Genomic DNA, 25,203 nt, shown 5'->3' with positions numbered 1-25,203 from the left:
GATTTTAAAATCTCTACTTAAGCAATATCTGCCTCTAGAACTTCTCCTCCAAACAAGAAAAAAACAGGGGCATATCAAAAAATCAGCTTCTAGATCTTTTTATTTTATTACTACATCATTAGTTAAAAGTACCTAGGTAATTCTTTAAACCACTTAGAGCAGGGTGTTCAAAATCCCAGATGGGTTTAGCCATGCTTGCCTCAAATGAACATTTTCGACCAGCTTGTTTTTTATCATTTTTAGAGCAATTATCATAGCGTTGATAAATATTAATCCAAAATTTATCAAAATCTTTTTTTGAGAGAACCTTTCCCTGACTAGTTAAACAAGCTTCCCAAGCACTTAAGCAATCTGCAAAACTAGACTCTTGGTTTTTAATAGCTCTCAATAAAGTTTCTAACTCACCTTCACCATTATAATTTAGTACATGACACGAAAGATCAACATCATACTGATGACAATGTCGCCAACTATTAAACTCTAAGGGTTCAGTATCAAACCCACTCTCAATAAGTGCTTGATTGACCAACTCTAAGCGTTGATCGACACCTTGAGTATCTGCATCAACTATTATACCTAGTTTTTGAATATCATCTTTTTCTATAGTTGTTTGTATTTCAGTTAGCTTATGCTTTAGCTTAACTAATGATAGTCCCTCTAAACATTCATAGTCATCAATAGAGCAAATAGGGTTTTCTACTATAATTGCAGTTTTATTAATATGCTTTAACAAATTTTCTATGAAGAACTTATCATTTTGACTTTCAACAATCAGGACATTTTTACTCACCACGAATATCCTCATTATGATCTAAAGCATATTTTAATTGCTCAGAATCGCGATAGGCTGCTGATATTCTTTGTTTTTTCTGACTATAGAATAGTTCAAAATAAGCACCATTATTTCTACTAGTCTCTAACATTTGAATATTATTGAAAGCGGTAATACACTCTTTTGAATGAGAGGTCACAAAGACTTGGCAATTTGCTTGAGCACTAGCGAGAAAAATAAGCTCCCAGAGTTTAGGGTAGTTAGTGTAGTGAATGCCATTTTCTATTTCATCAATGAATAGATAGCCATCTTGACTAGCCCAAATAGCACAGAGTATCGCTATATAGCGATTTACACCCTCACCTAGAGAACTTAATAATACCAACTCATTTTTATTAGCTAATTTAGCTTTGAGCTTTACTCCATGACTCACAGGAACTACCTTTATACTCCTAAGGTGGTCACTAAAAAACCTTATTGAACTCTCTAAAAAATGCTCTTTATCCTTATTAATAATTGCGCCGTATAAAAGTGCCAACTCATCATCAGATAAACGAGATGATTTAATAAAAACTCCTTTAAGCTCCTCCTTCTTAGCTCGCATAGAAAAAAAAGCCTTTAGATCTGAATCTGATAAGCGTCCAAGAGGTATCGTTGTATTTGCACCACCAACTACAAAACGTAATGCCATATCAGATATATTATCAAAAGGGGTTCTATCAAATTGCTGTTTAAATAAAGGGTCGTTATCCTTATGCACCTCTAGTTGGTTTAAATTAGAATTTATTTTAAACCCTATATGATTATCATAAACCAAATCGTTCTCAAGATATCCTTTATCTTGCCTACGTCTTAATAAAGTCCAAGTAAGATAAGCTAATATATAAGGGTTAGATGAGTTACTTACTAATTCTAATGCTTCTAAAAGCGCGGTCTTGCCCACATTATTTTTACCACCAATCAAGTTCACCTGTTTAAAGCCATTAATCTCTAAATTCTCAAAACACTTAAAATTTTCAATTTTTATGTTTTCAATACCATGCTGGCTCATAACGAACTCCTGATAATTAGACGAGTAAGACTCACACTTCCCCGTCTAATAGTAGCAAACAATCTCAATAATACGGTTTAACCTACCCATACCCGTGCATTACTAAACATCCGCATCCACGGTGCGCCACCCTCCCAATCGTGAGGTAGCCATGAATGCAATACGGCACGGAATACCCGCTCTGGATGTGGCATCATAATTGTAAAACGTCCATCTTCTGTGGTAAGACCCGTAATCCCTAAGGGTGAACCATTGGGGTTTTCAGGGTAATGCTCGGTTGCCTCACGATAGTTGTTAATGTAACGCAAACCAACTAAACCCTGTGCAATTAGCTCTTGAGGATTTACACCTTCATCAAATACTGCACGCCCTTCACCATGTGCCACCGCAATGGGTAACATCGAGCCTTCCATACCTTGTAGGAAAATCGAAGGTGAGCGGAGCACCTCAACAGCGGCATAACGCCCTTCAAACTGTTCAGAACGATTGCGATAAAAGCGCGGCCAATGGTCTGCACCAGGGATCATATCGCGTAGTTGTGAGAACATTTGACAACCATTACATACCCCCAGACCAAAGGAGTCTTGACGAGTAAAAAAGGCAGCAAATTCATCACTCGCACGTGGATTGAGTTGAATAGTTTTAGCCCATCCGCCCCCTGCACCTAATACATCACCATAAGAGAAACCACCGCAAGCCACTAAGCCTTTAAAATCCCTCAGACTCACACGACCACTAATAATATCGGTCATATGCACATCGACTGCTTTAAAGCCTGCGCGATCAAAAGCGGCAGCCATTTCAATCTGACCATTCACCCCTTGCTCGCGTAAAATCGCCATCGCAGGACGCGCCCCTAAATTAATATAGGGTGCGGCTAGATCGGCAGTGGCATCAAAACTAATCTCCCAAGGTAAACCCGGATCACTCGCATCGTCTAAACGCTCAAACTCTTGCGCAGCACAATCGGCATTATCACGCAGTGCCTGCATGCGATAGCTCGTCTCAGCCCAGATTTTTTGTAACTCGGCACGAGGCGCTTTAAATAGCTCTTTATGACCAAAGTTAATAATAAATTCATCGGTTTCATTCAATTCGCCGATGACATGGGTATGGTGGCCTAGCCCCGCATCACGGAAGGTGGTTAGCACAGTATCGGTATCGAAATGGCTGACTTGAATCACCGCACCTAGCTCTTCATTGAATAAGGCGGGTAATATTTTCCCACCCAGCTCACCCAATGCTAAGGTAATACCCACATGTCCGGCAAAACTCATTTCTGCTAAGGTGGCGAGTAATCCACCATCCGAGCGGTCGTGATAAGCTAAAATTAAATCATCAGCGCGTAAATCTTGAATCACTTCAAAAAAGGATTTCATGGCCTCAGGATCATCTAGATCAGGAGACTGATGCCCGACTTGATTATAAACTTGAGACAAGGCCGAGGCTGCTAGGCGGTTTTTACCCTTACCCAGATCAATTAAAATTAAATCGGTATCGCCTTTATCCGTGCGTAATTGCGGCGTTAGGGTATGGCGCACATTTTTAACCGGAGCAAAGGCTGAAATAATCAACGACAAAGGCGCAATCATTTCACGCGGCTCACCGTCTTGCTCCCATACGGTTTTCATGGAGAGCGAATCTTTACCCACCGGAATGGCTAAGCCTAAACGCGGGCATAACTCCTCGCCTACTGCTTTTACCGTGTCATACAGCGCGGCATCTTCTCCAGCATAGCCTGCTGCTGCCATCCAGTTAGCGGATAAGCGAATATCACGTAGGCTTTGAATATCAGCAGCGGCAATATTAGTTAAGGCCTCACCAATCGCCATCCGCCCTGAGGCAGCAGGATCTACTAAAGCAATCGGAGTACGTTCCCCCATCGCCATAGCTTCACCATAGAAAGTGGTATAATCACTCACCGTCACCGCCACATCGGCTACTGGCACTTGCCACGGCCCTACCATTTGATCCCGTGCTACCATGCCCGTAATAGTGCGATCGCCAATGGTAATGAGAAAGGCTTTAGAGGCAACACTAGGCAAACGTAATACGCGCTCAATCGCCTCTTTTAGATCAATACTTTCTAATTCTATTTCTGGTTTATGGAAAGTCTGATGGCGTACATCACGTAGCATCTTAGGCGGTTTACCGAGTAATACACTCATAGGTAAATTCACGGGGGTATTATCAAACAGGGAGTCGCCGACTAATAATTGCTGCTCCGCCGTGACAGACCCAACTACCGCATAGACTGCCCGTTCACGTTCACATAAGGCTCTAAATTCGCTCAAACGCTCCTCAGCAATCGCCAACACATAACGCTCTTGTGCTTCATTACTCCACACTTCCATAGGCGACATGCCCGGCTCATCATTAGGGACAGCGCGTAGTTCAAAACGCCCCCCACGTCCGGCATCATTAATAATTTCCGGTATAGCATTCGAGATACCGCCCGCCCCTACATCGTGAATCGAGAGGATAGGATTCTCATTCCCCATCGCGACACAGCGATCAATCACCTCTTGGCAACGGCGCTGCATTTCTGGATTACCCCGTTGTACTGAGGCAAAATCCAGATGTTCAGTACTCGCTCCACTGGCCATCGAAGAGGCCGCGCCTCCACCCAAACCAATCAACATGGCAGGCCCACCCAACACAATAATCGGTGTACCTTCAGGCAGTGGTTTTTTCTGAATATGATTAGGGCGAATATTACCCATACCGCCCGCAATCATAATCGGCTTATGATAACCCCGTAACTCTAGACCCTTAGCACCCGGTGCCTGCATTTCAAAAGTACGGAAATAACCCGCAAGATTAGGACGTCCAAATTCATTATTAAACGCCGCTGCCCCCAATGGCCCCTCGATCATAATCTCTAGGGCTGAGGCAATACGGGAGGGTTTACCGAAATCCTGCTCCCATGGCTGGATATAGTTAGGAATACGCAAATTAGACACGGAAAATCCACATAAACCTGCCTTAGGTTTAGAGCCAATCCCTGTCGCCCCTTCATCCCGAATTTCGCCCCCTGATCCCGTTGCTGCACCCGCAAATGGCGCAATCGCAGTGGGATGATTATGGGTTTCGACCTTCATTAAAATAGGGACTGGCTCGTGACTATAGCGATATTCTGCCGTTTGAGGATCGGTTAGAAAACGCGTTGCATCAGAGCCTTCAATGACCGAGGCATTATCTTTATAAGCGGATAAAATACCATCCGGTGCGTGTTGATAGGTGTTGCGAATCATGCCAAATAGTGATTTAGCTTGTGCTTTATTATCAATCACCCAATCGGCATTAAAAATCTTATGACGGCAGTGCTCAGAGTTGGCTTGAGCAAACATCATTAACTCAACATCAGTCGGATTACGCCCTAGAGCCGCATAGTTTTCCGCTAAATAAATAATTTCATCGGGTGATAGCGCTAAACCCCAGTCTTTATTGGCTTGAGCGAGGGCTGCATCCGCATCCCCACTAATATTCACAAATCTCAGCTCACCGGGTTCGGTATGTCTAAATAAGATTTCAGCATCTTGATAATTATTCAGTACTACCTCGGTCATACGATCATGCAAGAGCTTTGCAATTGCTTGATTTTGCTCAGTGGTTAACTCATCGCCCTTGAGCACATAAACCAAACCACGCTCAATACGTTCTACCACCCTTAAGCCACAATTATGGGCAATATCGGTGGCTTTACTTGACCACGGTGAAATAGTACCCGGACGAGGTATCACCAGAAATAAGTTACCCGTTAAGAGCACACCACTACCGGCTTGCTCGCCGTAGTTCAAAACGGTGACTAAACGTTGTTGTTCAGCACTATCGAGTTCACGCTCACAACGTATAAAATGGACATATTCCGCATGGAGTGCTTGGACAGCAGGGTTCAGTGCTTGAATGGTTTGAAGTAACTTTTCACGACGAAAATCAGTAAGAGCAACGCTACCGGGGAGAATCAACATAGTCTTTGGTCTGAGGGTATTTTCAAAGCGGGTATGATAGAGCATCTCACTAGCGACGGCTACAGATGGATGTTTATGAAACCGACTTATCTGCCTCATAACACAGCATCCTACTAGGGTTTCTCTAGTCTCTTTTGTCCGTATCGCATCATACTCATTGCTTATTGAAATAAGAATTATTACTATTTGCAAAAATATGAGAATAATTCTCATTAAAGTTCATACTTACCCCCCTCATGATTAATGACTGTTTGTTGGGAGATTTATTTTGATACGTAAGACTTTATTGGCTGCTTTAGTCGGTAGCACTTTGGTATTGGCTACTCCATTTCTAGCCTATGCAGATACTACCCCAGTGGCGACCAGCGCCACCCCTACGCCTAGCCAAGTAATCACTCAGTATGCTGATATTGCCTACGCTAATTATGCTGATTCCTTAAGCTCAGCCAAGGCCTTACAAACCGCTATCAATGCTTTTATAGCGGCTCCCTCCGCCGAGACCCAACAAGCCGCCAAAACTGCTTGGATAAAAGCACGCGCTATTTATAGTCAAACTGAAGTTTTCCGGTTTGGTAATCCTAATGTGGATGACTGGGAGGGACAGGTCAATGCTTGGCCTTTAGATGAAGGGCTGATTGATTACGTCCAAGCTGATGCCTATGAGTATGAGGATGGTAATAAATTTGCCACCGCGAATATTATTGCGGGGACAGAACCGATCACTAGCGAGCTGCTTAAATCGTATCAAGAAAAAGGTGGTTCGGAGGCCAATGTCGCTATTGGTTATCATGCTGTTGAATTCCTACTCTGGGGGCAAGACCTTAATACTGACCCTAAAAGTGCTGGACAGCGCTCTTATACCGATTACCTCAAAGGTGAGGCTTGCAGCAATGGTCATTGCGAGCGCCGAGCGGAATACCTCAAAACTGTGACCGACCTATTAGTCCAAGACCTCGAAACCATGGTTAAAGATTGGGCACCCGATCAAGACAATTACCGTAAAACCTTTTTAGCGCTAGATGAAAAAGAAGCAATGCGTCGGGTTTTATTTGGTATGGGCAGTTTGAGTCTGGGTGAATTAGCCGGACAACGGATGAATGTCGCCCTGCTGGCTCATTCACAAGAAGATGAACATTCCTGCTTTAGTGACAATACCCATGATGATATTTTCCGCAATATCCAAGGTATACAAAATGTGTATACCGGATACTATGTCAAAGCGGATGGATCGGTATTAGAGGGTGCCAATATAGCTCAATTAGTCGCCAGTAAGGAGGCTAAAATCGATGCAGACTTAAAAGCAAAACTCACCGATTCACTTAAAAATGCTGAAGCTATTGTAAGCACAGCTCAAGCCGGTAGCAGCTTTGACCAGCAAATTGCAGCCGATAATGCTAATAATGCTCTGGTTAAAGCCACAATCGATGCACTCAAAAATCAAACCGCCGCGATTGAAAGCGCTGCCGGTGCTCTAGGCATACAAAACCTTAATCCTGAACCTTTGGAGGAAGAGTAATGAGAACGCTCTCATTATTAGTCTTACTAAGCTTCAGTAGCAGTATTGGAGCTAATACTACGGAAAAAACCACTGATTTACGCTTATCAGGAGGTGCTACTACCACCTTTGATAAAAGTATCAATGCGTTTTCTCTGCCCGCCAATAATATGAGTATTTCACGCCGCGACCAGTTTTTTATTGGTAATGCGTTTTTTACTCAGCCTTGGGTGAGTGCGCCCTCGTCTACTACTGCACGCGATGGCTTAGGGCCTTTACTTAATAGTAATAGCTGTCAAGGCTGTCACACTAAAGATGGACGTGGGCAACCGCCGCAATCGTTAGAGGATACGCATTTCACCTCCTTGATTCGCTTAAGTATTCCCCCTACTACAGCCGATCATCAGCTAGTTATTAAAACCATGGGCGTAGTACCTGAACCGAGCTATGGTGATCAGCTTCAACCTTTGAGTATTCAAGGCTTAAAACCGGAGGGTAAGCCTGTTGTCAACTATGAAACCATCACGGGACAATTCAAAGACGGCACGCCTTACGAACTTCTCAAGCCTAAGATTAGTATTAGCCAGCTCAATTATGGCGCATTACATCCGAATACCTTAATGTCCTTACGCGTCGCCCCCGTAATGGTAGGTATGGGTTTATTAGAAGCGATTCCAGAATCGGCTATCTTAGCTTTTGCCGATCCAGAGGATAAAAATGGTGATGGTATTTCAGGTCGCCCGAATCGGGTGTGGGATATTCAAACCCAGCAGACCACTCTCGGGCGTTTTGGTTGGAAGGCCAACCAGCCCACAGTAAAACAACAAAGCGCGGGAGCCTTTCATGGCGATATTGGGATTACCTCTAGCCTGTTCCCAGAGCAAAGTTGCAGCACGCAACAAACGGACTGTTTAGCAGCACCGGATGGTGGCAAACCTGAGATTAGCGACGAAATTTTAAACCAAGTGACCTTTTATGCCTCAACCCTAGCGGTTCCCGCGCGGCGTAAAGTAACTAATCCACAAGTCCAACACGGTCAAGTTATTTTTAATCAAAGTGCCTGTGCAAGCTGTCATATTCCACACTATGTCACGGGTAAAAAAGCAGGCTTTCCTGAGCTAGAAAATCAGTCTATTCAGCCTTTTACTGATCTACTACTGCATGATATGGGTGAGGGACTAGCCGATAATCGTCCTGACTTTGAAGCGAGTGGATCGGAATGGCGCACTGCACCTCTGTGGGGTATTAGCCGGATTGAAAAAGTGAATGGTCACACCCGCTTTTTACACGATGGGCGTGCGCGTAATCTCATGGAAGCTGTCCTGTGGCATGGCGGTGAAGCCGAAGCTGCTAAGCAAGCCGTGTTAGCCTTGAATCCTCAAGAGCGTGCAGCGCTTTTGGCTTTTCTTAATTCACTCTAACCCCTGACTGACTATGAAACTCACGCTCCCACTCTTAACCGGCCTGTTGATAGTAAGCTTAGCGCACCTTGCCAAGGCTGATGAGCCAATATCGACTACAACAACCTCTGCTACTACAGCAGTAGTTACCCCTGCAAGCACTACCCCCACGCTAGCGGTAAGTGATGCTGAAATCCGAGACTTATTAACCGCTATGACCGATAAGGTCATTCTGCCAACCTATCAAGCATTAGAAACTAATACGCAAAAACTCGTCACTACCAGCCAAGCCTTTTGCACCAAGCCCGATGTAGCCGGTTTTAAAGCGCTACGGGAGGTATGGTCAGTTGCTTTAAATACCTGGCAAGAAGCCGATGCCTTTAATATTGGCCCCGCCATTGAAGATCAATTTGATTTTAATTTTTACTTTCGCCCGATTAAGAAAAGCCTAGTCAATGGCCTATTAAAAGGCACTGAGCCTATTACCCCCGAACTACTCAAAAAAAATGGGGTGGGGGTACAAGGTTTTGCGGCACTAGAATACTTACTCTTTGACCGTGAAAAAACAGAAGAGGCGCAATTAAAAACGTTTGATAATAATAAGCGTTGTGAATATTTAAATGCGGCCAGCACTCTATTACATACGCATAGTGCCACCCTCTTAAAAGCTTGGACACCGCATTTTAGTGATGCCATGAAAGAAGTCGGTAAAGGCAGTACCGAATTTGTTACAGCAGCGGAGGCGTTTAACTTAGTTATTAACCGTATTTACCAAGCGGCTGAAAATGCCAAATTAAAAATCCAACCCGCGCTAGGGCAGCCCGCTTTTCAAGCTGGATTAGACCCCCAACGTGAGCAGGTAAAACCTTATCAATTAGAAGCTTGGCGCAGTGGGCATACTCTTGCTAATACTCAAGCCACCCTTATTGGGGTAGAAAAAATGTTGGTAGACGGTGGGCTATTAGCTTGGCTAAAACAGCAGAATAAAACTGCCTTGGCAGATGAATTCGCAGGTATTTTTCAACGGATTAAAGCGCTTTCATTTCCCTCTACGGATTTATTTGCCCAATTAGAAGCGCGTGATTTTAAAGCAGCCGATGCCTTATTTAATGAGGCTCAAATGCTGACCCGTTATTACAAACAACGCCTTGCACCGGCTCTGGGGGTGAGTTTAGGATTTAATGCCAATGATGGGGATTAACTATGCATGCTAAGCGGCGGCACTTATTACAATTATTGGGTGGGGCGGGTCTGATCACGGGATTAGGCGCTTGGGGTTGGCATCATAGCGCCGCCGCTGCTACTCAAGCAGGGTATGTATACAGTGCTGCTACCTTAGAGGGTGGGGTATTTGCCTTAGTACAAGTCGAGCTAGCAAGCTTTACGCAACGCATTTTCCCCCTTCCCTTTCAAGGCCATGGTATTTTACCCCTGTCAGCGCAGGAGGTCTTAGTGTCAGGGCGGCGTCCGGGGACTCAGTGTGCATTTGTTAATACGCAAACACAGGAAACGCGCCTCTTTAATGCACAGGAGGGGCGACATTTTAATGGTCATGCCTGCCTCAGTGCTGATAGGCAAACCCTCTTTACCACGGAAAACGCCTATGATGAGGTACGCGGCATTATTGGTATTCGCGATGCCAAGACTGGACGTTCGTTAGGTGAGTATTGGAGTGGGGGGCTAGATCCGCATGATATTAAACTCATGCCTGATGGTAGAACCTTAGTCATTGCCAATGGCGGGATTGAAACCCATCCCGATTTTGGGCGGCGCAAGCTTAATATCGAGACTATGCAGCCTTCACTGGTTTATCTGGATAGCAATACGGGCAAAGTACTAACCGACTATCGCTTACCGCAACATCAATTAAGTATCCGCCACTTAAACGTGACACCACAAGGCGATGTGGGTATCGCTTTGCAGTATGAGGGTAATAGCGCACGCACTCCCCCCATTGCATTAGTCGCATGGCAAGCCTTTAATCAAACGCTAAAACCAATTTTAAGCACACCCGAACAATTAGCCCCATTTAGAGGCTATTTAGGCGATCTTATTATTAAACCGAATACACAAGAACTCATGGCGACCTCGCTCTTGGGTCAGCATATAGGTATTTGGGATGTATCACAACAAAGCTTTAAGTCATCCCTCCCGCTCGCCGAGCCTAATGGAATTGCTCTCACAGCTAATCAACAAGTGCTAGTATCTAGTGCCACAGGTTCGCTCAATATTTGCTCTAACAATCAAACACTTCCCTACCCTATTTCACAAACGCTGAGCTGGGATAATCATTTAGTGCTAATAAGTTAAATAATGCTTACTTCTTAATCTTCTCCGGTTTGAACAAGACTGACGTTCCTTATTCTACGACCAATGGTGCAGCATTCAACGGCCCTTCACACTAGACTTTAGGCATAGTTATTTTTCTATTGGCTTCGTGTTTATAGATTTAATAACCCACGACTTGAATGTACTTGGATATGGTTAGGGCTTTGCTGTTAACACTCCTAACTGCAGTACACTCTTATTTTAACTGATTGAAACTATTAGATTTAATATAGTTGCAGCAACAACAATTAGGAGAAGCACGTTGAAATACTCAATCATTACTGTACCCATTAGCCTAGTATTAGCCAGTTATGGGCAGGCTGCTTTAGCCGGATACGGCTCTAATAACTGTTATGATCCGTGTCAAGGATGGTCGGTTTCTTATGATGCTCAACAACAAGCGCGTGCTCAGCACCAAGCTCGTTTACGCGCTCAACATCAAGCACGAGTTCGTGCTCAGCGCCAAGCCCAACAAGCTCGGTTGCGTGCTCAACAACAAGCCCGTGCACGCGCTCAGGCTGCCGCGCAATATCAAGATCCCAATTGTGTTATTACTAAAATCGTGATCCGTTCTGAGCGTCGTGTTGTCAGACGTGTGACCAGAACAGAAACAGTACGCCGTTATGTTTCTAATCCGGTTCAGGAATATGTTCCTGCTCCAGTTCAAGTCGTTGAGCGTCCTGTAGAGCGCCCGGTAGTTTACGCTAGCTTTGATGATGGCTTTGTTGGCTTTGGTGGTGGTTCAGGCGGTGGTGTTTGGATCGAAGGCGGTCACAAAGGTAAAGGTAACGGTCATCACGGTGGCAAGGGCAAAGGTCAAGGCGGCGGCAAGGGTCATGTCCAAGTCGGTGGTGGCTGGGGCGGACATGGTGGTAATGCGGGTTGGTGGGGAGGAAACTCTCACTCCAATGGCAATGGTAAATGGAAACATAATAGCCCCTCTACCAATACTCACATAGCAGACAGAGGATCACGCGGTCATCGTGGTGACATGGGTGGCGGACACTCTGGTGGGCGTTGGGCAGGTAATACTATGATTGGTGGTAACTGGTCAGGTAACCTCCCAATAGGTAAAACGGTCTAAGCAACCTAACTCACACACTTTGGTGTAACTGAGAGGTGTAACACCTCTCAGTATTGAGCTGGCTCTTATCTAGCGCTGAGCATAAACGGCTCCTACACCTTGTTTAACTGTATTCCCTAGCTCATGTACCGCCATGGCATAATAACTACTATGGTTATAACGCGTGATCACATAGAAATTATTAAAACCAATATACGGCGCTTTGCCCTCATCATTAGACAGTGCTAGCAAATGCACACTGCCACTGGCTCGATAAGGCTGGGCGGGGGTAATACCATTTTGCGCTAAATTAGCCAGTGAGTACTTATTCTTAAAGCCATCCGGCATAGAATAATAATTATTTGAGCTAACATTGGCAGTGACCACTACACTTTCACCCGAACGCCAGCCGTGTTTAGCAAAGTAATTGGCAATGCTACCAATAGCATCCACTGGATTCCATAAATCCCGAATACCATCACCGTCAAAATCTACTGCATAGCTTTTAAAGCTACTCGGCATGAATTGACCATACCCCATCGCTCCTGCATAAGAGCCTTTAGGTGTGAGGGGATCCATGCGCTCGGAGCGAGTCATTTGCATGAAGGTTTCAGCTTCAGTTAGGAAGAAACTAGCACGCCGAGGCACGGCAACCGCTGAAGTCAGTAGCGCCTCTAAAATCCGATAGTTACCAAAAATTTCGCCCCAACGGGTTTCTACCCCCATAATGCCAACAATATACTCTGCCGGAACGCCATATTGCTGTTCGGCTCGTGCTAAATAGGCACCATAACGCCCCCAGAAATTACGTCCTTTGGCAATATTACCTGCGGTCAGGAATTTACCGCGATAGCTAGGATAGCCGCCGCCACCGCTTTTAGGTTTGGAGTCTTCGCCACCTTTGGCATAATACTTAGCCCATATTTGAGCAATATCTTCCTGGTAGCGTGCTTGTGAAAATACACCATAGAGATAATTACGATCAAACCCACTGCGGGCTAATTTCTCAATCAGACTTAATACGGCGGGCTGGCCTGCAAATGATCCGGTCAAGCTGGTGGCATAATAATTACCCTTGCCTTGTCCTCCCGCTGGGGTCAGATTCATATAGGCAACTTGCATCGGTGCTGGTCTACGCGGAGCCGGTGCATAGCTCACTCTACGCGTCTGATCTACCTGACGTACCGTGGGGCGAATCACTAAGCGCTGTTGATATTGCTGCATTTGGCGTTGCTGTGCTTGAGCAGCCAACTGCTGCTCACGGACACGGCGTTGGCGCTGTGCCTGTGCATCAACCTCTGCTTGTGCGGCTAGTTGCTCGCGGACACGGAGTTGGCGCTGCTTTTCTGCCTGAGCGGCTAATCGATTACGTTGCTGCTCACTTTCCCAGCGCTGATGGTATTCCATACGCTTGGCTTCTAATTCGGCTATGCGCCGTTGACGCAATAACTCTGCGGTATTATCACGCACACTTACCGCTCTGGGTCTAACATACTGTCTATTGCTACTAGCGACTGTTTCTGTAATAACGCTCGACTCTACACGAGTCACACTAGGCTCTGCCTCTGGAGTATCAGGTAATGGCAAAGGCGCGGATTCGGGTATCGCCGTCACGTTAATCTTTTCCGGGGCAGTCTCCTTGACGGGTGCTGATCCACACCCAGCTAGGGTCGATACACATAAGGCTGCCACAGAATATTTTAATAATGTTCTACCTGACTTCATAAACTCATCCCTTTTAAATGCCCTTAGCGGGCTTATTATGCTTGTATTTCAGGGAAGCTGTCGCGGGTCAAGCGGTGATTATTTATAACCTTACTGAGTAAAGTCCATAAAATTAGGGACTTCTTTCATTATTGGTGGTACTTGATTTGCGACAGCATCACCCACTGTCACCGGATCCGGTGTACTCAGTGAGGGAAAACGCCAGCCCCCCGGCATGTACCCCATATCATGAGGTGCGTTGATCATTTTATCCCACCAATCATTCGTCTGATCGGTATAAAAATCAGGCCAAATATAACGCACATCACCCCAAGGCTTACGCGGCTTAGTGGGTTGATTGTTATACTCATTAGTGGAGTTATTAGGTGCTAACATAGACTGCCTACTCTCTGAAGTATAACCCTGAGGATATGAACTTATGGTGTACGGTACATTATTTCCATACGGATAAGGCATTAAGTAGGGATTGGCGTTCTGGAGCATGGGCGCATTATTAGTCGGTATAGGGTCGGATGGGAACACTAAGTCATCAAATTGGTTAGTGCCAGTATCGGCGTTAGCCTTAACAATACTGAGGGCTAACGCTAATGTTATTATGATTTTATGCATGATAAGTCTCCTAAAGATGGACTATCCCCTAAGATGATCACTCTTACTTTAAGTATAAACCAGTAGGGGCTAATACTTTCAGCATAACAAACCCCTTAGGTAAAATCCGTATCTCTTCATGTACAGGGTTAACCTAATAGTAAACCTCACCTTACCACTCATGTACTTTGCTTCTATGTTGATAAATCCAATAGATAATAGCCAAGGCAATCGCTGCACCGGCTGGAAGAGCCAGCGCCATGAATTGTAGATGTTGATAACTATAGGCACCGACTGAACCACCCAAAATAAAGCCTAAAATCAGCAATAAGAACAACAGTGCCTTGCGCCTATCGATAGGATGACCGCGCAATCTGGCTCCTAACATGGTTCCCAGATCTGTGAATAAACCCGATACATGTGTAGTTCTGATGACCGCACCACTGTAGGTACTGACCATACCATTTTGCAGTCCACAAGCGGCGGAGGCGAGAAAATGCCCCGTATTAGAACCATAGCTCAATAAAAACAAAGCCCCGAACAATAATGCCGCCTCAAGCAATAACGCCACACTATATCTACGTCCTAGTCGCAACACGGCACCGTCAATAATAGCCCCACTCAAGGCTGCCCCGAACATGAAAGAAACTATAATCAAAAACAGGTGGGTACTTGCTGAGAGATTGAACTGGATTAATGACGCCCCTAATAATGTCGATGTCCCCGTGAGATGTGAAACACCCTGATGCTCAAAACCTAATAACCCAATAGCGTTTATAGCTCCCGCCATTAAAGCCAGCCAGAAACCACCAATTTCAACCCAGCGCGGAAGTTTAGTAAACACCTACGATCCTATCTAATACAACAGACAACATAACACTTACCACTCTTTGAAATACTGAGACTTAACCCATTACACCCACGGATTCACTAATGTTAAGTTAGGCAGAAAATCAAAATCAACCTCATTGCGTGTCACTAATACGGCATTATTAGCTTGGGCAATCGCTGCAATCATCCCGTCCTCCACACTCATCGGGCGGCCTAGTTGCTTAGCCGTTATCGCAATATCTCGATAAAAAGGCGACACCTCACAGGAGTAAGCTAAACAGCGCCCCTCAAATAATATAAATACTTGAAGTGCCACCTCCGCTAAAGCATGTTTACGTTTACCCTCCGGCAAGAGCGCAATCCCCCACTCTATTTCACCCTTACTGATCGCGCAAAAATACAAATCTGATTCTAGTTGAGCATCGATCCACTCCATTACTTTAGGTTCTGGATGAAGCTTCATGAGTTCAGACAGCACATTGGTATCTAATAAGAACATACTCAATCCTCAGCAAAATCAGGCGATGCTCGTGGAGCCGAACGCTTTGGCAATAGCAAATCCTCGCCCCCTGTTAAGGCAATAACGCGCTGATGAATACGAGTAGCTAACCCTCTGTTTTGCTTAGGTACTAATATTTGCTGCAAAATACGTCGAGCCTCCTCTTCCATGGAACAGCCATGTTGAGCCGCTCGAATACGTAATTGGGTTTTAATGGAATCATCTAGATTACGAATAGTCAGCATTGCCATCATAAGCCCCTAACAATGATTGAAGAGCATTCATTGTAGTCAATGCATTCATTGCATGCAAACAAATAGAGACTACCCTTTCCCTCTCACACCCGTTATGCTTAACCTATAACTCACCCAACGGACTATATCCATGAGTGCCTTAGCTAATAATCACTACACCACGCCCGAAGGCTATTTATTAGGTGAAAACGACCGCCCCGACGGCATCAAGTATGAATATGTTAATGGTCAGATTTATGCGATGGCTGGAGCGAGCCGTGCTCATAATATTATTACCGGTGAAATGTTTGCCTTATTGCGTAACCACTTAAAGGGCAGTCGTTGTCGCGCCTATTTATCGGATATGAAAGTGGGCATTCAAACCAGCACTGAAAATCACTTTTACTATCCCGATCTGCAAGTCAGTTGCCAAGAAGAAAATAATCGCTATTTCAATACCTCACCTTGCCTTATTATTGAAGTGCTCTCTGAAAGCACAGCCCGTATAGATCGCTATGAAAAACTGGTGGCTTATAAACTGATTCCAACCTTGCAAGAATATGTGCTTTGCGCCCAAGACAGCCCCTTAGTAGAAATCTATCGTAAAAGTAATCACTGGCAGGCAGAATACTTCCTAACAGGGCAATCCTTCACCTTAGAATCTATTGGACTCACTTTAGCCGTGAATGATATTTATGAGTTTTTAATCACGCCCCCTGCTCACCATTGAGGAAATACTATGCATATTTGGGTTGATGCCGATGCTTGTCCGGTTGTTATTAAAGAAATCTTATTTCGCAGTGCTGAGCGTACTGGACTGATGTTGACCTTAGTGGCTAATCAACCGTTGCGGGTGCCCAAACTGCCTAATATCACTACCCTACAAGTAGCAGCGGGGTTTGATGTGGCGGATAATGAAATTGTTAAACGTATTCAGGCGGGTGATTTAGTAATCACTGCGGATATTCCCCTTGCAGCGGAGGTACTCGATAAAGGCGCTCAAGCCCTCAATCCACGCGGTGAACTGTACTCCCCCGATACCATCAAGGCGAAGCTCAGTATGCGTGATTTTATGGATACCCTACGCGGCAGCGGAATTGATACCGGAGGTCCCGCCCCCTTGAATCAACATGATCGTAAAGAATTCGCCAATCGCTTAGATACCCTCATCACGCGCTATTTACAATCCCAACGCAACCAATCCACAACCGACTAACATGACCCGCAGCTACAAATATCTGGTACGCAGATATCCGGCATACAATCTAAGTTTTTGGGCTTAGAAATCAAATTACCTACGACCTCGCAATCTATCTCACTAGCACAGTCTGTTAAATAGTCCTTACATACCTTTTCACGTTTATTGTCCTCATCTTCGCGGGTACTCAACAGAGGTGCTTGCTTTAAAAGCTCAAAGGCCACGCGGCACTCCATAAAACGTGCCCTAATTAAAGCCCTACTCTGCCAAACGCCATGCTCAGCAATGAGCTTTTTTACCGCTTGCGAACACGAATCCCCCCGATGTAGTACAGCATGCGCACACCGAAAACCTTTATAAGGCGAGATAAAACGCTGATAAAAATCAATAGCGGCTATTGCAGAGGGAGTTGCTAGACTCATAGCTTCAATACTCGTAGACCTGATTGATTGAATCTAGCACTCATAGAGAGGATGTCATTAATATACTATTGACTAACGGGTTTAATGCCTCCCTATTCAGTCAGTCATTGCTCTAAGTACGCAAAGGAAACTTTAATACATACTCAGGTGTAGCAATCCCCTGTACTAAATCACTAGAAGGTATCGGCTCACCATACACATGCTGTAGCGGAATCACACCTGCCCAATATGGCAAACTTAAATCCTCCTTATCATCAATAGGGCCTCCAGTACGCACCTTACAGGCGGCCTCATCCAAGGGAATTTCAATCAGGCTGGTCGCTTTTAATTCATTATCCTGTATCGCTCGATAATCGCCTTGAGACCCCGGAATAATGGCATAGACAATATCCATCAGGCATTGCGCCTTTTCCTCGCCCTCAATCGCTCGCCCTACTCCATGTACTACCGCAGAGCGATAATTAGCCGAACAGTGCATCCCCGACCGTGCAACCACAATGCCATCAATATGGGTAAACGTGACACAGACCGGATGACCTGCAGTAATATGTTTAATCAAACGTGAGGTTCGTGAACCATGTATATAAATATGATCGCCAAGCCGCGCCACCATCATAGGCATAGCAAAGGGTTCATTATCAATCGACACCGCGACCACGCCGACCAATGCGGTATCAATAATGTTATACAAGGTTTCAGTATCATAATGAGCACGTTTAGCGGTTTGCTTTACCGTAGCCCGTGCACTAGGAGCCAATTCATGAGTACGAGACATAAACAATCCTTACCATCAATCTATCAATAGACTGCTACCTTAAAGGAATTTGTGGTCTAATGAACAGAACCATAATACGATTGATAATAGACCATATACTGCTTCATAACCTTAATTGTCATACTCAAATATCTCATTCCAACCCTGTTTAGTTTTAACTGAAATATTAACATCAGCAACAAACGCTTGAAGTTCTTGCAAGAATATTTGTATTTGAGCTTGTGTTAGTAAGGCACTAACTACAATGATAAATTGTCTTATATCAACAAAATCAAAGGTTTTACCCTTATAGTGATAAACATCTACTTCATCACTAGCTAGCGCTATATCCTCTGGTATACGACAAATAAAGGTTAGTGGTTTATCTAGTACATTTAGCCCGCTCAGTGTATCAATACAATCATCCAGCCTCTTCAAACTGATAGCTTTAACAGTCACTTCATATAGGTTAAGTATATTGTCGTTCTGACTCGTCCAAATATCAGCCGGTTTTTTAGAAGTAGTATTGGTACCAAAAACACTCTCGTCCCCACCCTGCACAGTAATTGAGGATTTTGAATATAAGTGTGTTAATAATCTAGCTACGATAAATTGAGGAATGCTACCTGCTTCGGGGTATGTCACACAGAAGGTTGCTAACCCCTCAGCCACTTGCCTTGAGCTATGGGTTGCATTACTCACTTTAGTAACCTGATAGTGGCTGAGCTGCTGAGCATATCTAAGCAACCTGAAAAAGAAGTAATCAATCAGGTGTACCCTTTGTTGGCCGGTATAACTCATGATCATGCGCAAAAAACTAACCGCTGCAAAAGCAGCAGATTCAGGGCGTTTACCTTTTGCCCAATTCTCATCCAATTGATTACTATTTTTAGCCACATTTAACGGATCTGATTTACTACAGGGAATACCTTTTTCCGTCAGCGCATACCAGATACCTTCCTCAAAAATAGAGCGTGGATTACAACCATAGAAATTATTGAGCGGATCATAATTAGGATTGAGATAGATACCCACCAAAGCGGTTAACACCACACCGCGAAAACCTTTAGCTTGAACCTCTATTAACTCAGTTAGCAAAGTATGGACTGGTGTTCCATTATAGAAATCTGGAAAATCAGTATCTTGTAACATCTCAGCTCTATGTAACTTAGCATTGACATAGTACCGAGCATCTTCATTCCGTTCAGCAACTTTCATTAACAATCCCTAGTAATGCCATGACCTTTAAAGAGAAACTTCTATTTTCACTAACTCTAAAGGCCTCTATTATGTACATAAACTCTAGCACATCCAAACGCCGCTCAAATTGTTCAATTTTTGAAATATCGGATTGATGCATACCTAGCCTATTAGCAAGCTCTGTTTGAGATATAGCCAAACGTTTACGCTCACTAGTGATAGCCTCTATGATGGAACGATACCGTTGATCATGAATAGCTTTGTCCTTTTTCATAGTCGTCAATTATGTTACACTCTATAAATTATTCTTAAATGGAATATTTCAATGAAAGCTATTTCATTATTCTCTGGCGCAGGTGGAATGGATGTAGGATTCAAACAGGCTGGCTTCACAGTGATTGCTGCTAATGAAATCGACACTCATGCTTGTCAAACATTTAGGGCCAATCATATAGAAACTACGCTATATGAAGGTGATATTGCCAACTATACCAATGAACTAGCTCATTTAACCGATATTGATGTTGTCTTCGGTGGCCCCCCCTGTCAAGGATTTTCAGTCGCCGGAAAAATGGATATTACTGATCCAAGAAGCCAATTAATTTTCAGCTTTGCAGATGTAGTCGAAAAAGTCCGTCCACGGGCATTTGTGATGGAGAATGTCAAAGCTTTAGGCCATCTAGAAAAGTTTGCCTTACTCAGAAAACAGTTAATAGCACGTTTTATCAAAGCAGGTTATACAACTATATTAATTACCTTAAATGCTAAAGACTTTGGTATTCCACAATCCCGCGAACGGGTATTTTTTATTGGCCTGCGCCAAACTACTAACCCTATTACAGTAGCCTCTTTCCAAAAATATTATAAAACGCCCCCTACACTGCGAGAGGTAATTTCTCCATTAGGAAAGGCTGGAACACTCAATAATCGTAAAACGTGCAAGGCAAAGATTACGTTAGCTACTAAACCTGTTTTAAGACAATCCCCCTATGCAGGTATGTTATTTAATGGTCAGGGACGCCCATTAAATCCAGATGGCTGGGCTAGTACTCTACCTGCTAGTATGGGTGGAAACCGTACACCCATTATTGATGAAGCCCATTTATTTCATGATGCTAAACCTTGGGTGGAGGAATACCATCAGCATTTAATGAAAGGTGGCAAGCCCTATTCTTCAGATGCAGCACCTCACTCATTACGACGTTTAACAGTTGACGAAGCCGCTTTATTACAGGGCTTTCCGCTAAACTATCAGTTTTGTGGACCGCAAAGTAAGGTTTTCTCACAAATTGGTAATGCCGTTCCTTGTAAATTAGCTTATGTCATTGCTGATGTTGTTTGTCAGACTTTAGCCTATCCAGATTTTTCACAAAATGATGAACACTCTATTGGGCAGAATATGGAGTTACAATTTGCCTAAATCTGGTAAATAGTAACCTCTATGCCCTTAAATATCACCTCAATCAACCTGCAACGCGACCTTGCTATGCCACTAGCACGCCAACTCTATGGGCAGATCTATCAGCAAATTGTACAGGGGCAATTGGTTTATGCCGAGCGTTTGCCATCGAGTCGCTTATTAGCCGAGCAACTGCAATTGTCCCGTGGGGTCGTGGTAGAGTGTTATGACATGCTGCGCCTAGATGGTTTGGTCTTAGGGGTTGGCAAAGGTGGGACTCAGGTCTGTTATCAACCCCATCAACCTAAACGTAACACCCCCGCCTCATCCCCGCGCTTAGGTTTGTCTGAGCGGGGGCAACGGCTGGCGCAAGCTCGTCACTATACGCCCCAAGCTCACTCACCTGAACTACTCAAAACCAGCCTGCCAGACCTCAAGCTATTCCCCAAACAACAATGGTTTAGCCTACAAAAAGAAGCGTGGGCACTCACCCAAGGCCAATATCAACGTCAAGGTGGGGTTATCGCTTTAAAGCAAGCCTTACGTGATTTTTTAGCCCGTTATCGCGGTATTCCAATTCATGACTTAAACTGTTTATTGATTACCACCGGAACGCAGAGCGCCTTAAGTACCCTGACCCAAGTGCTAACAAATGCAGGCGATAGTGCCATTATTGAGCACCCCTGCTGGGAGGGTGGTAAAGCAGCTTTAGCTCAAGCAGGACTGCATATCAAAACCGTGCCGGTTGATACAGAGGGCGCACAGCTACCGGACTTTTCGGCACGTCTAGCGATTCTCACCCCCAATGCCCAATTCCCTACCGGCTTTGTCATGAGTGTAGCACGACGTGAAGCATGGTTAGATTATAGCCATCGGTATGGAGCGTGGTTGATTGAAGACGACTATGCAGCAGAATATAGTTATAACCAACATCCCGCCCCCTCCTTACTCGCTTATCCGCAAGCACAACAAGTCATTCATGTGGGCACTATGAGTAAATTATTACTCCCTGATTTACGCTTAGGCTGGATGGTTGTACCACAGCATCTGGCTATTCCCTTGTCTAGTATCTTAAATACGTTAGGCTTACAGCCGTCTTATTTACAACAACAACAGCTAGCTCTATTTATGCAATACGGCTACTTAGGCAAACATTTAGCCCATACCCGCATGCTCTATAATCAACGTCGTGCGGCCTGCACAGACTATTTACAAACCTATGCTAGCGATCTATTGACAGTAATGCCTTCGGTGAGTGGGATGAATACTTATCTACGTTTACATAGAGCGGTGAATAGGCAAAGTTTATTGCAGCGTTTCAGTGCAGCGGGTTTAGGTTGTGAAGTGTTTGAACTGGAAGAGCAGGAACAAAAAGTTAGTTATATTTTGTTCGGACATGCAGGATTAGAGATAGAGCAAGTGCCTACTGCTTTACATCACTTGCTCAAGGTATTACGTGAGTGCAACTAACGCTTACAGCACACCGTCGGAGTATTCCCACATCACCGCTTTATTATCCTTAATTGATTGCTTGAGTAATTCAATCAAAGGATAAGCACGTGCATTAGGATTCACCCCTTTGTCTTCCTCATCATCATTACTAGCAGGCGCTGCTTCCTGCGCTTTAAGAGCTGCTTGTAAGGAGGCTAAGGCTTGAGGTAAATCTTCAGGACGCAGAGCACTCGGAACCGTACCGCTGGTTCCCATATTAATGATTAAAGGTTTAGCATCCTTTTCATACATTGATACGCTCATACCAGCGGTATTGGTAAATTTCACTAACATAACAACACTCCTTTATCCGTTAATAGGTGCTCTAAGCATAGCACTTTAGGATAAAAGAGTGTTTATTCGATTATCAAGCCTATTTACTGACGCACACAATCCACATAGTAACGTTTCACGCCGTCCACGACTTCTGCAGATAGACCATGCACATCGGTTTCAAAGCCGGGGAATTTTTCATTAAACACTTGGGAGAATTTTAAATAGTCCACAATGGTTTTATTAAAACGCTCACCCGGAATGAGTAGCGGAATCCCCGGAGGATAAGGTGTGACTAAGCTCGCGGTAATACGTCCCTCTAATTCATTCACTGGCACTCGGTCAATTTTACGATGCGTCATCATAGCAAACGCTTCCGAGGGCTTCATCGCACATTCCATATCGGATAAATACATTTCAGTAGTCAGACGTGCCACATCATATTCGGCATAGATTCGATGAATCTGCATACACAAATCACGCAAGCCAATCTTTTCATAGCGAGGATTACGGGCAATAAACTCCGGTAGCACACGCCATAAGGGTTGGTTTCTATCAAAATCATCTTTGAATTGCTGTAGTGCAGTTAAGAGGGTATTCCAGCGCCCTTTAGTAATCCCAATGGTGAACATAATAAAGAAGCTATATAGACCGCACTTCTCAACAATAACACCATGCTCGGATAAATACTTAGTGACAATCGCCGCCGGAATCCCAATCTCTTCACTAAACGCACCATCCACATCTAAGCCCGGCGTGATAATCGTGGCTTTAATGGGATCTAGCATATTGAAGTTATTGGCTAAATTACCAAACCCATGCCAACGCTCATTCGCTTTTAAGACCCACGTCTCACGGCTACCAATGCCCTCGTCTTCAATCGCATCCGGCCCCCAAATACTAAACCACCACGAATCCCCATACTCATGATCGACCTTTTTCATGGCACGGCGGAAATTGAGCGATTCCGAAATGGACTCCTCAACTAAAGCCGTTCCTCCGGGGGCTTCCATCATCGCAGCAGCCACATCGCAGCTCGCAATAATGGCATATTGCGGACTAGTGGAGCTGTGCATTAAATAGGCTTCATTAAACACATTGAGGTCTAATTTAGTTTCTTTAGCATCTTGTACTAAGATTTGTGAAGCCTGTGATAAGCCTGCCAGCAACTTATGGGTGGATTGAGTGGCAAAAACCGTTGATTTTTCGGTACGCTCACCATTACGTGACATGGCATGCATGCCTTTATAAAAATCATGGAAGGTCGCATGCGGTAGCCAAGCTTCATCAAAGAGAAGATTATCGACCCAACCATCCAAGCGCTCTTTAATCATGCCGGTGTTATAAAGCACCCCATCATAGGTACTCTGGGTGATAGTCAGAATGCGCGGATTAGAGGTTAATTTACTCGCGAGTGGATGCGCCGCAATCTTGGCTTTAATCGCTTCTGGCTCAAAGGAGGCTAATGGAATCGGGCCAATAATCCCATAGTGATTGCGCGTAGGGGTCAAAAAGACGGGGATAGCGCCGGTCATAGTAATGGAGTGCAGAATCGATTTATGGCAATTGCGATCCACAATTACAATATCATTATCTGCCACACAAGAATGCCACACCATTTTATTCGAGGTGGAGGTGCCATTGGTCACAAAGAATAAGTGATCGACATTAAAAATTCGTGCTGCATTACGCTCGGAAGCCGCAACGGGGCCGGTATGATCGAGCAGTTGCCCCAGTTCATCCACCGCATTACACACATCGGCACGGAGCATATTTTCACCAAAAAATTGATGGAACATTTGCCCAACCGGAGATTTTAAAAATGCAACCCCGCCCGAATGTCCTGGGCAATGCCAAGAATAAGAGCCATCAGCTGCATAATGTGTTAAGGCGCGGAAAAACGGCGGTGCTAGGCTATCTAAATAGGTTTTGGCCTCGCGCACAATATAACGTGCTACGAATTCGGGAGTATCCTCAAACATATGAATAAAGCCATTGAGTTCCCGCAGAATATCATTCGGAATATGGCGAGCCGTACGGGTTTCACCATGTAAGAAGATTGGGATTTCAGCATTGCGCCAGCGTATTTCCTCCACAAAGGCACGTAAAGCACTAATCACGGCTGGCTCTGACTTACCACTCTCATCCGCCGCAGCGGCAAACTCTTCATCATCAATCGCTAAGATGAATACACTAGCCCGACTTTGTTGTTGCGCAAAGGTAGATAAATCGCCATAGCTAGTAACACCAAGCACCTCCATGCCTGTGTCCTCAATAGCTTTAGCCAGAGCGCGAATGCCTAAACCTGAGGTGTTCTCAGAACGAAAATCTTCGTCAATAATGACAACCGGAAAACGAAAGCGCATGGATGTAATAGCCCTTTGAGAATGGATGAACAAAAACTGATTATACTATAGGAATTATGAAGGGACGGTATTACTCAATAGTCTATTTTACGAACATACTATTCCCCTGCACAACAATCCATCTGTCTGCAAGTTAAGCCGCCT

23 protein-coding genes are annotated in these 25,203 nt (G+C 44.5%); 9 read left to right on the top strand and 14 right to left on the bottom strand.

Annotation, left to right across the window (positions count from 1 at the left end; all coding sequences use genetic code 11):
* Positions 1-118 precede the first annotated feature (118 nt).
* From A3IK_RS0103265 to purL, 3 genes are all read right to left on the bottom strand, one after another.
* The gene (locus tag A3IK_RS0103265) at positions 119-790 is read right to left on the bottom strand and encodes a DUF3226 domain-containing protein (RefSeq protein ID WP_110690254.1); all 672 of its coding nucleotides are present in this window, start codon (positions 788-790) and stop codon (positions 119-121) included.
* The gene (locus A3IK_RS0103260; RefSeq protein ID WP_020558539.1) at positions 783-1,823 is read right to left on the bottom strand and encodes an AAA family ATPase; all 1,041 of its coding nucleotides are present in this window, start codon (positions 1,821-1,823) and stop codon (positions 783-785) included. The genes A3IK_RS0103265 and A3IK_RS0103260 overlap by 8 nt, the downstream gene beginning before the upstream one ends.
* 77 nt (positions 1,824-1,900) lie before the next feature.
* Entirely contained in the window at positions 1,901-5,794 is a 3,894-nt protein-coding gene (gene purL, locus A3IK_RS0103255; RefSeq protein ID WP_026220790.1) for a phosphoribosylformylglycinamidine synthase, read from the bottom strand.
* Positions 5,795-6,062: 268 nt separating this feature from the next.
* Between purL and A3IK_RS0103250 the strand changes: the two genes are divergently transcribed.
* The 5 genes from A3IK_RS0103250 to A3IK_RS20070 all read left to right on the top strand — a co-directional run bounded on the left by A3IK_RS0103250 (position 6,063) and on the right by A3IK_RS20070 (position 12,101).
* A complete protein-coding gene (locus A3IK_RS0103250; RefSeq protein ID WP_020558537.1) occupies positions 6,063-7,310 on the top strand; it encodes an imelysin family protein in 1,248 nt (415 codons plus the stop codon).
* Positions 7,310-8,710, top strand: coding sequence for a di-heme oxidoreductase family protein (locus tag A3IK_RS0103245; RefSeq protein WP_020558536.1), 1,401 nt, complete (start codon positions 7,310-7,312; stop codon positions 8,708-8,710). The genes A3IK_RS0103250 and A3IK_RS0103245 overlap by 1 nt, the downstream gene beginning before the upstream one ends.
* A 13-nt stretch (positions 8,711-8,723) precedes the next feature.
* On the top strand, positions 8,724-9,890 hold the full coding sequence (locus tag A3IK_RS0103240) for an imelysin family protein (protein WP_020558535.1): 1,167 nt from the start codon (positions 8,724-8,726) through the stop codon (positions 9,888-9,890).
* Positions 9,891-9,892: 2 nt separating this feature from the next.
* The gene (locus A3IK_RS18365) at positions 9,893-10,999 is read left to right on the top strand and encodes a DUF1513 domain-containing protein (protein ID WP_020558534.1); all 1,107 of its coding nucleotides are present in this window, start codon (positions 9,893-9,895) and stop codon (positions 10,997-10,999) included.
* 280 nt (positions 11,000-11,279) lie between these two features.
* Positions 11,280-12,101 carry a hypothetical protein gene (locus tag A3IK_RS20070; protein ID WP_020558533.1) on the top strand — a complete coding sequence of 274 codons (822 nt, stop codon included), beginning with the start codon at positions 11,280-11,282 and terminating at the stop codon, positions 12,099-12,101.
* Between the two features lie 69 nt (positions 12,102-12,170).
* On the opposite strand, the gene mltB is transcribed toward A3IK_RS20070, so the two are convergent.
* The 5 genes from mltB to A3IK_RS0103205 all read right to left on the bottom strand — a co-directional run bounded on the left by mltB (position 12,171) and on the right by A3IK_RS0103205 (position 15,977).
* Positions 12,171-13,805, bottom strand: coding sequence for a lytic murein transglycosylase B (gene mltB, locus A3IK_RS20065; protein WP_020558532.1), 1,635 nt, complete (start codon positions 13,803-13,805; stop codon positions 12,171-12,173).
* 90 nt (positions 13,806-13,895) lie between these two features.
* Positions 13,896-14,414, bottom strand: a complete 519-nt coding sequence (locus A3IK_RS0103220) for a hypothetical protein (protein ID WP_020558531.1) — start codon at positions 14,412-14,414, stop codon at positions 13,896-13,898.
* A gap of 151 nt (positions 14,415-14,565) precedes the next feature.
* The gene (locus A3IK_RS0103215) at positions 14,566-15,237 is read right to left on the bottom strand and encodes a YoaK family protein (RefSeq protein WP_020558530.1); all 672 of its coding nucleotides are present in this window, start codon (positions 15,235-15,237) and stop codon (positions 14,566-14,568) included.
* Positions 15,238-15,306: 69 nt separating this feature from the next.
* Positions 15,307-15,723 carry a type II toxin-antitoxin system VapC family toxin gene (locus tag A3IK_RS0103210; RefSeq protein WP_020558529.1) on the bottom strand — a complete coding sequence of 139 codons (417 nt, stop codon included), beginning with the start codon at positions 15,721-15,723 and terminating at the stop codon, positions 15,307-15,309.
* Positions 15,724-15,725: 2 nt separating this feature from the next.
* Positions 15,726-15,977: a FitA-like ribbon-helix-helix domain-containing protein gene (locus A3IK_RS0103205; RefSeq protein WP_211209401.1), complete on the bottom strand. Its 252-nt coding sequence runs from the start codon at positions 15,975-15,977 to the stop codon at positions 15,726-15,728.
* 130 nt (positions 15,978-16,107) lie between these two features.
* Here A3IK_RS0103205 and A3IK_RS0103200 point away from each other — a divergent pair, with 130 nt between their 5' ends.
* Positions 16,108-16,686, top strand: a complete 579-nt coding sequence (locus A3IK_RS0103200; protein ID WP_020558527.1) for a Uma2 family endonuclease — start codon at positions 16,108-16,110, stop codon at positions 16,684-16,686.
* A 9-nt stretch (positions 16,687-16,695) separates the two neighbouring features.
* Entirely contained in the window at positions 16,696-17,172 is a 477-nt protein-coding gene (locus tag A3IK_RS0103195) for a YaiI/YqxD family protein (RefSeq protein ID WP_020558526.1), read from the top strand.
* Here A3IK_RS0103195 and yidD read toward each other — a convergent pair.
* The 4 genes from yidD to A3IK_RS18340 all read right to left on the bottom strand — a co-directional run bounded on the left by yidD (position 17,169) and on the right by A3IK_RS18340 (position 19,804).
* Positions 17,169-17,576 carry a membrane protein insertion efficiency factor YidD gene (yidD, locus tag A3IK_RS20060; RefSeq protein ID WP_020558525.1) on the bottom strand — a complete coding sequence of 136 codons (408 nt, stop codon included), beginning with the start codon at positions 17,574-17,576 and terminating at the stop codon, positions 17,169-17,171. The genes A3IK_RS0103195 and yidD overlap by 4 nt on opposite strands.
* A gap of 112 nt (positions 17,577-17,688) precedes the next feature.
* Entirely contained in the window at positions 17,689-18,351 is a 663-nt protein-coding gene (locus A3IK_RS0103185) for a pyridoxamine 5'-phosphate oxidase family protein (protein ID WP_020558524.1), read from the bottom strand.
* 111 nt (positions 18,352-18,462) lie between these two features.
* On the bottom strand, positions 18,463-19,548 hold the full coding sequence (locus tag A3IK_RS18345; protein WP_020558523.1) for a hypothetical protein: 1,086 nt from the start codon (positions 19,546-19,548) through the stop codon (positions 18,463-18,465).
* Complete coding sequence (locus A3IK_RS18340) at positions 19,535-19,804, bottom strand: helix-turn-helix domain-containing protein (protein WP_020558522.1); 270 nt, start codon at positions 19,802-19,804, stop codon at positions 19,535-19,537. Before A3IK_RS18340 ends, A3IK_RS18345 begins: the two co-directional genes overlap by 14 nt.
* Positions 19,805-19,855: 51 nt before the next feature.
* On the opposite strand from A3IK_RS18340, the gene A3IK_RS0103170 reads away from it, so the two are divergent.
* Positions 19,856-20,950: a DNA cytosine methyltransferase gene (locus tag A3IK_RS0103170; RefSeq protein WP_020558521.1), complete on the top strand. Its 1,095-nt coding sequence runs from the start codon at positions 19,856-19,858 to the stop codon at positions 20,948-20,950.
* Between the two features lie 21 nt (positions 20,951-20,971).
* Positions 20,972-22,399, top strand: a complete 1,428-nt coding sequence (locus tag A3IK_RS0103165) for an aminotransferase-like domain-containing protein (RefSeq protein ID WP_020558520.1) — start codon at positions 20,972-20,974, stop codon at positions 22,397-22,399.
* A gap of 3 nt (positions 22,400-22,402) precedes the next feature.
* On the opposite strand, the gene A3IK_RS0103160 is transcribed toward A3IK_RS0103165, so the two are convergent.
* On the bottom strand, positions 22,403-22,714 hold the full coding sequence (locus A3IK_RS0103160) for a DUF1840 domain-containing protein (RefSeq protein WP_020558519.1): 312 nt from the start codon (positions 22,712-22,714) through the stop codon (positions 22,403-22,405).
* 83 nt (positions 22,715-22,797) lie between these two features.
* Complete coding sequence (locus A3IK_RS0103155) at positions 22,798-25,059, bottom strand: arginine/lysine/ornithine decarboxylase (RefSeq protein ID WP_020558518.1); 2,262 nt, start codon at positions 25,057-25,059, stop codon at positions 22,798-22,800.
* Positions 25,060-25,203: the final 144 nt, after the last annotated feature.

Origin of the sequence: Thiofilum flexile DSM 14609, assembly GCF_000380185.1 — a bacterium.
Taxonomy (GTDB): domain Bacteria; phylum Pseudomonadota; class Gammaproteobacteria; order Thiotrichales; family Thiotrichaceae; genus Thiofilum; species Thiofilum flexile.
Note: the sequence above shows the minus strand (reverse complement) of the source record. Positions and strands in the feature narration are given on the sequence as shown.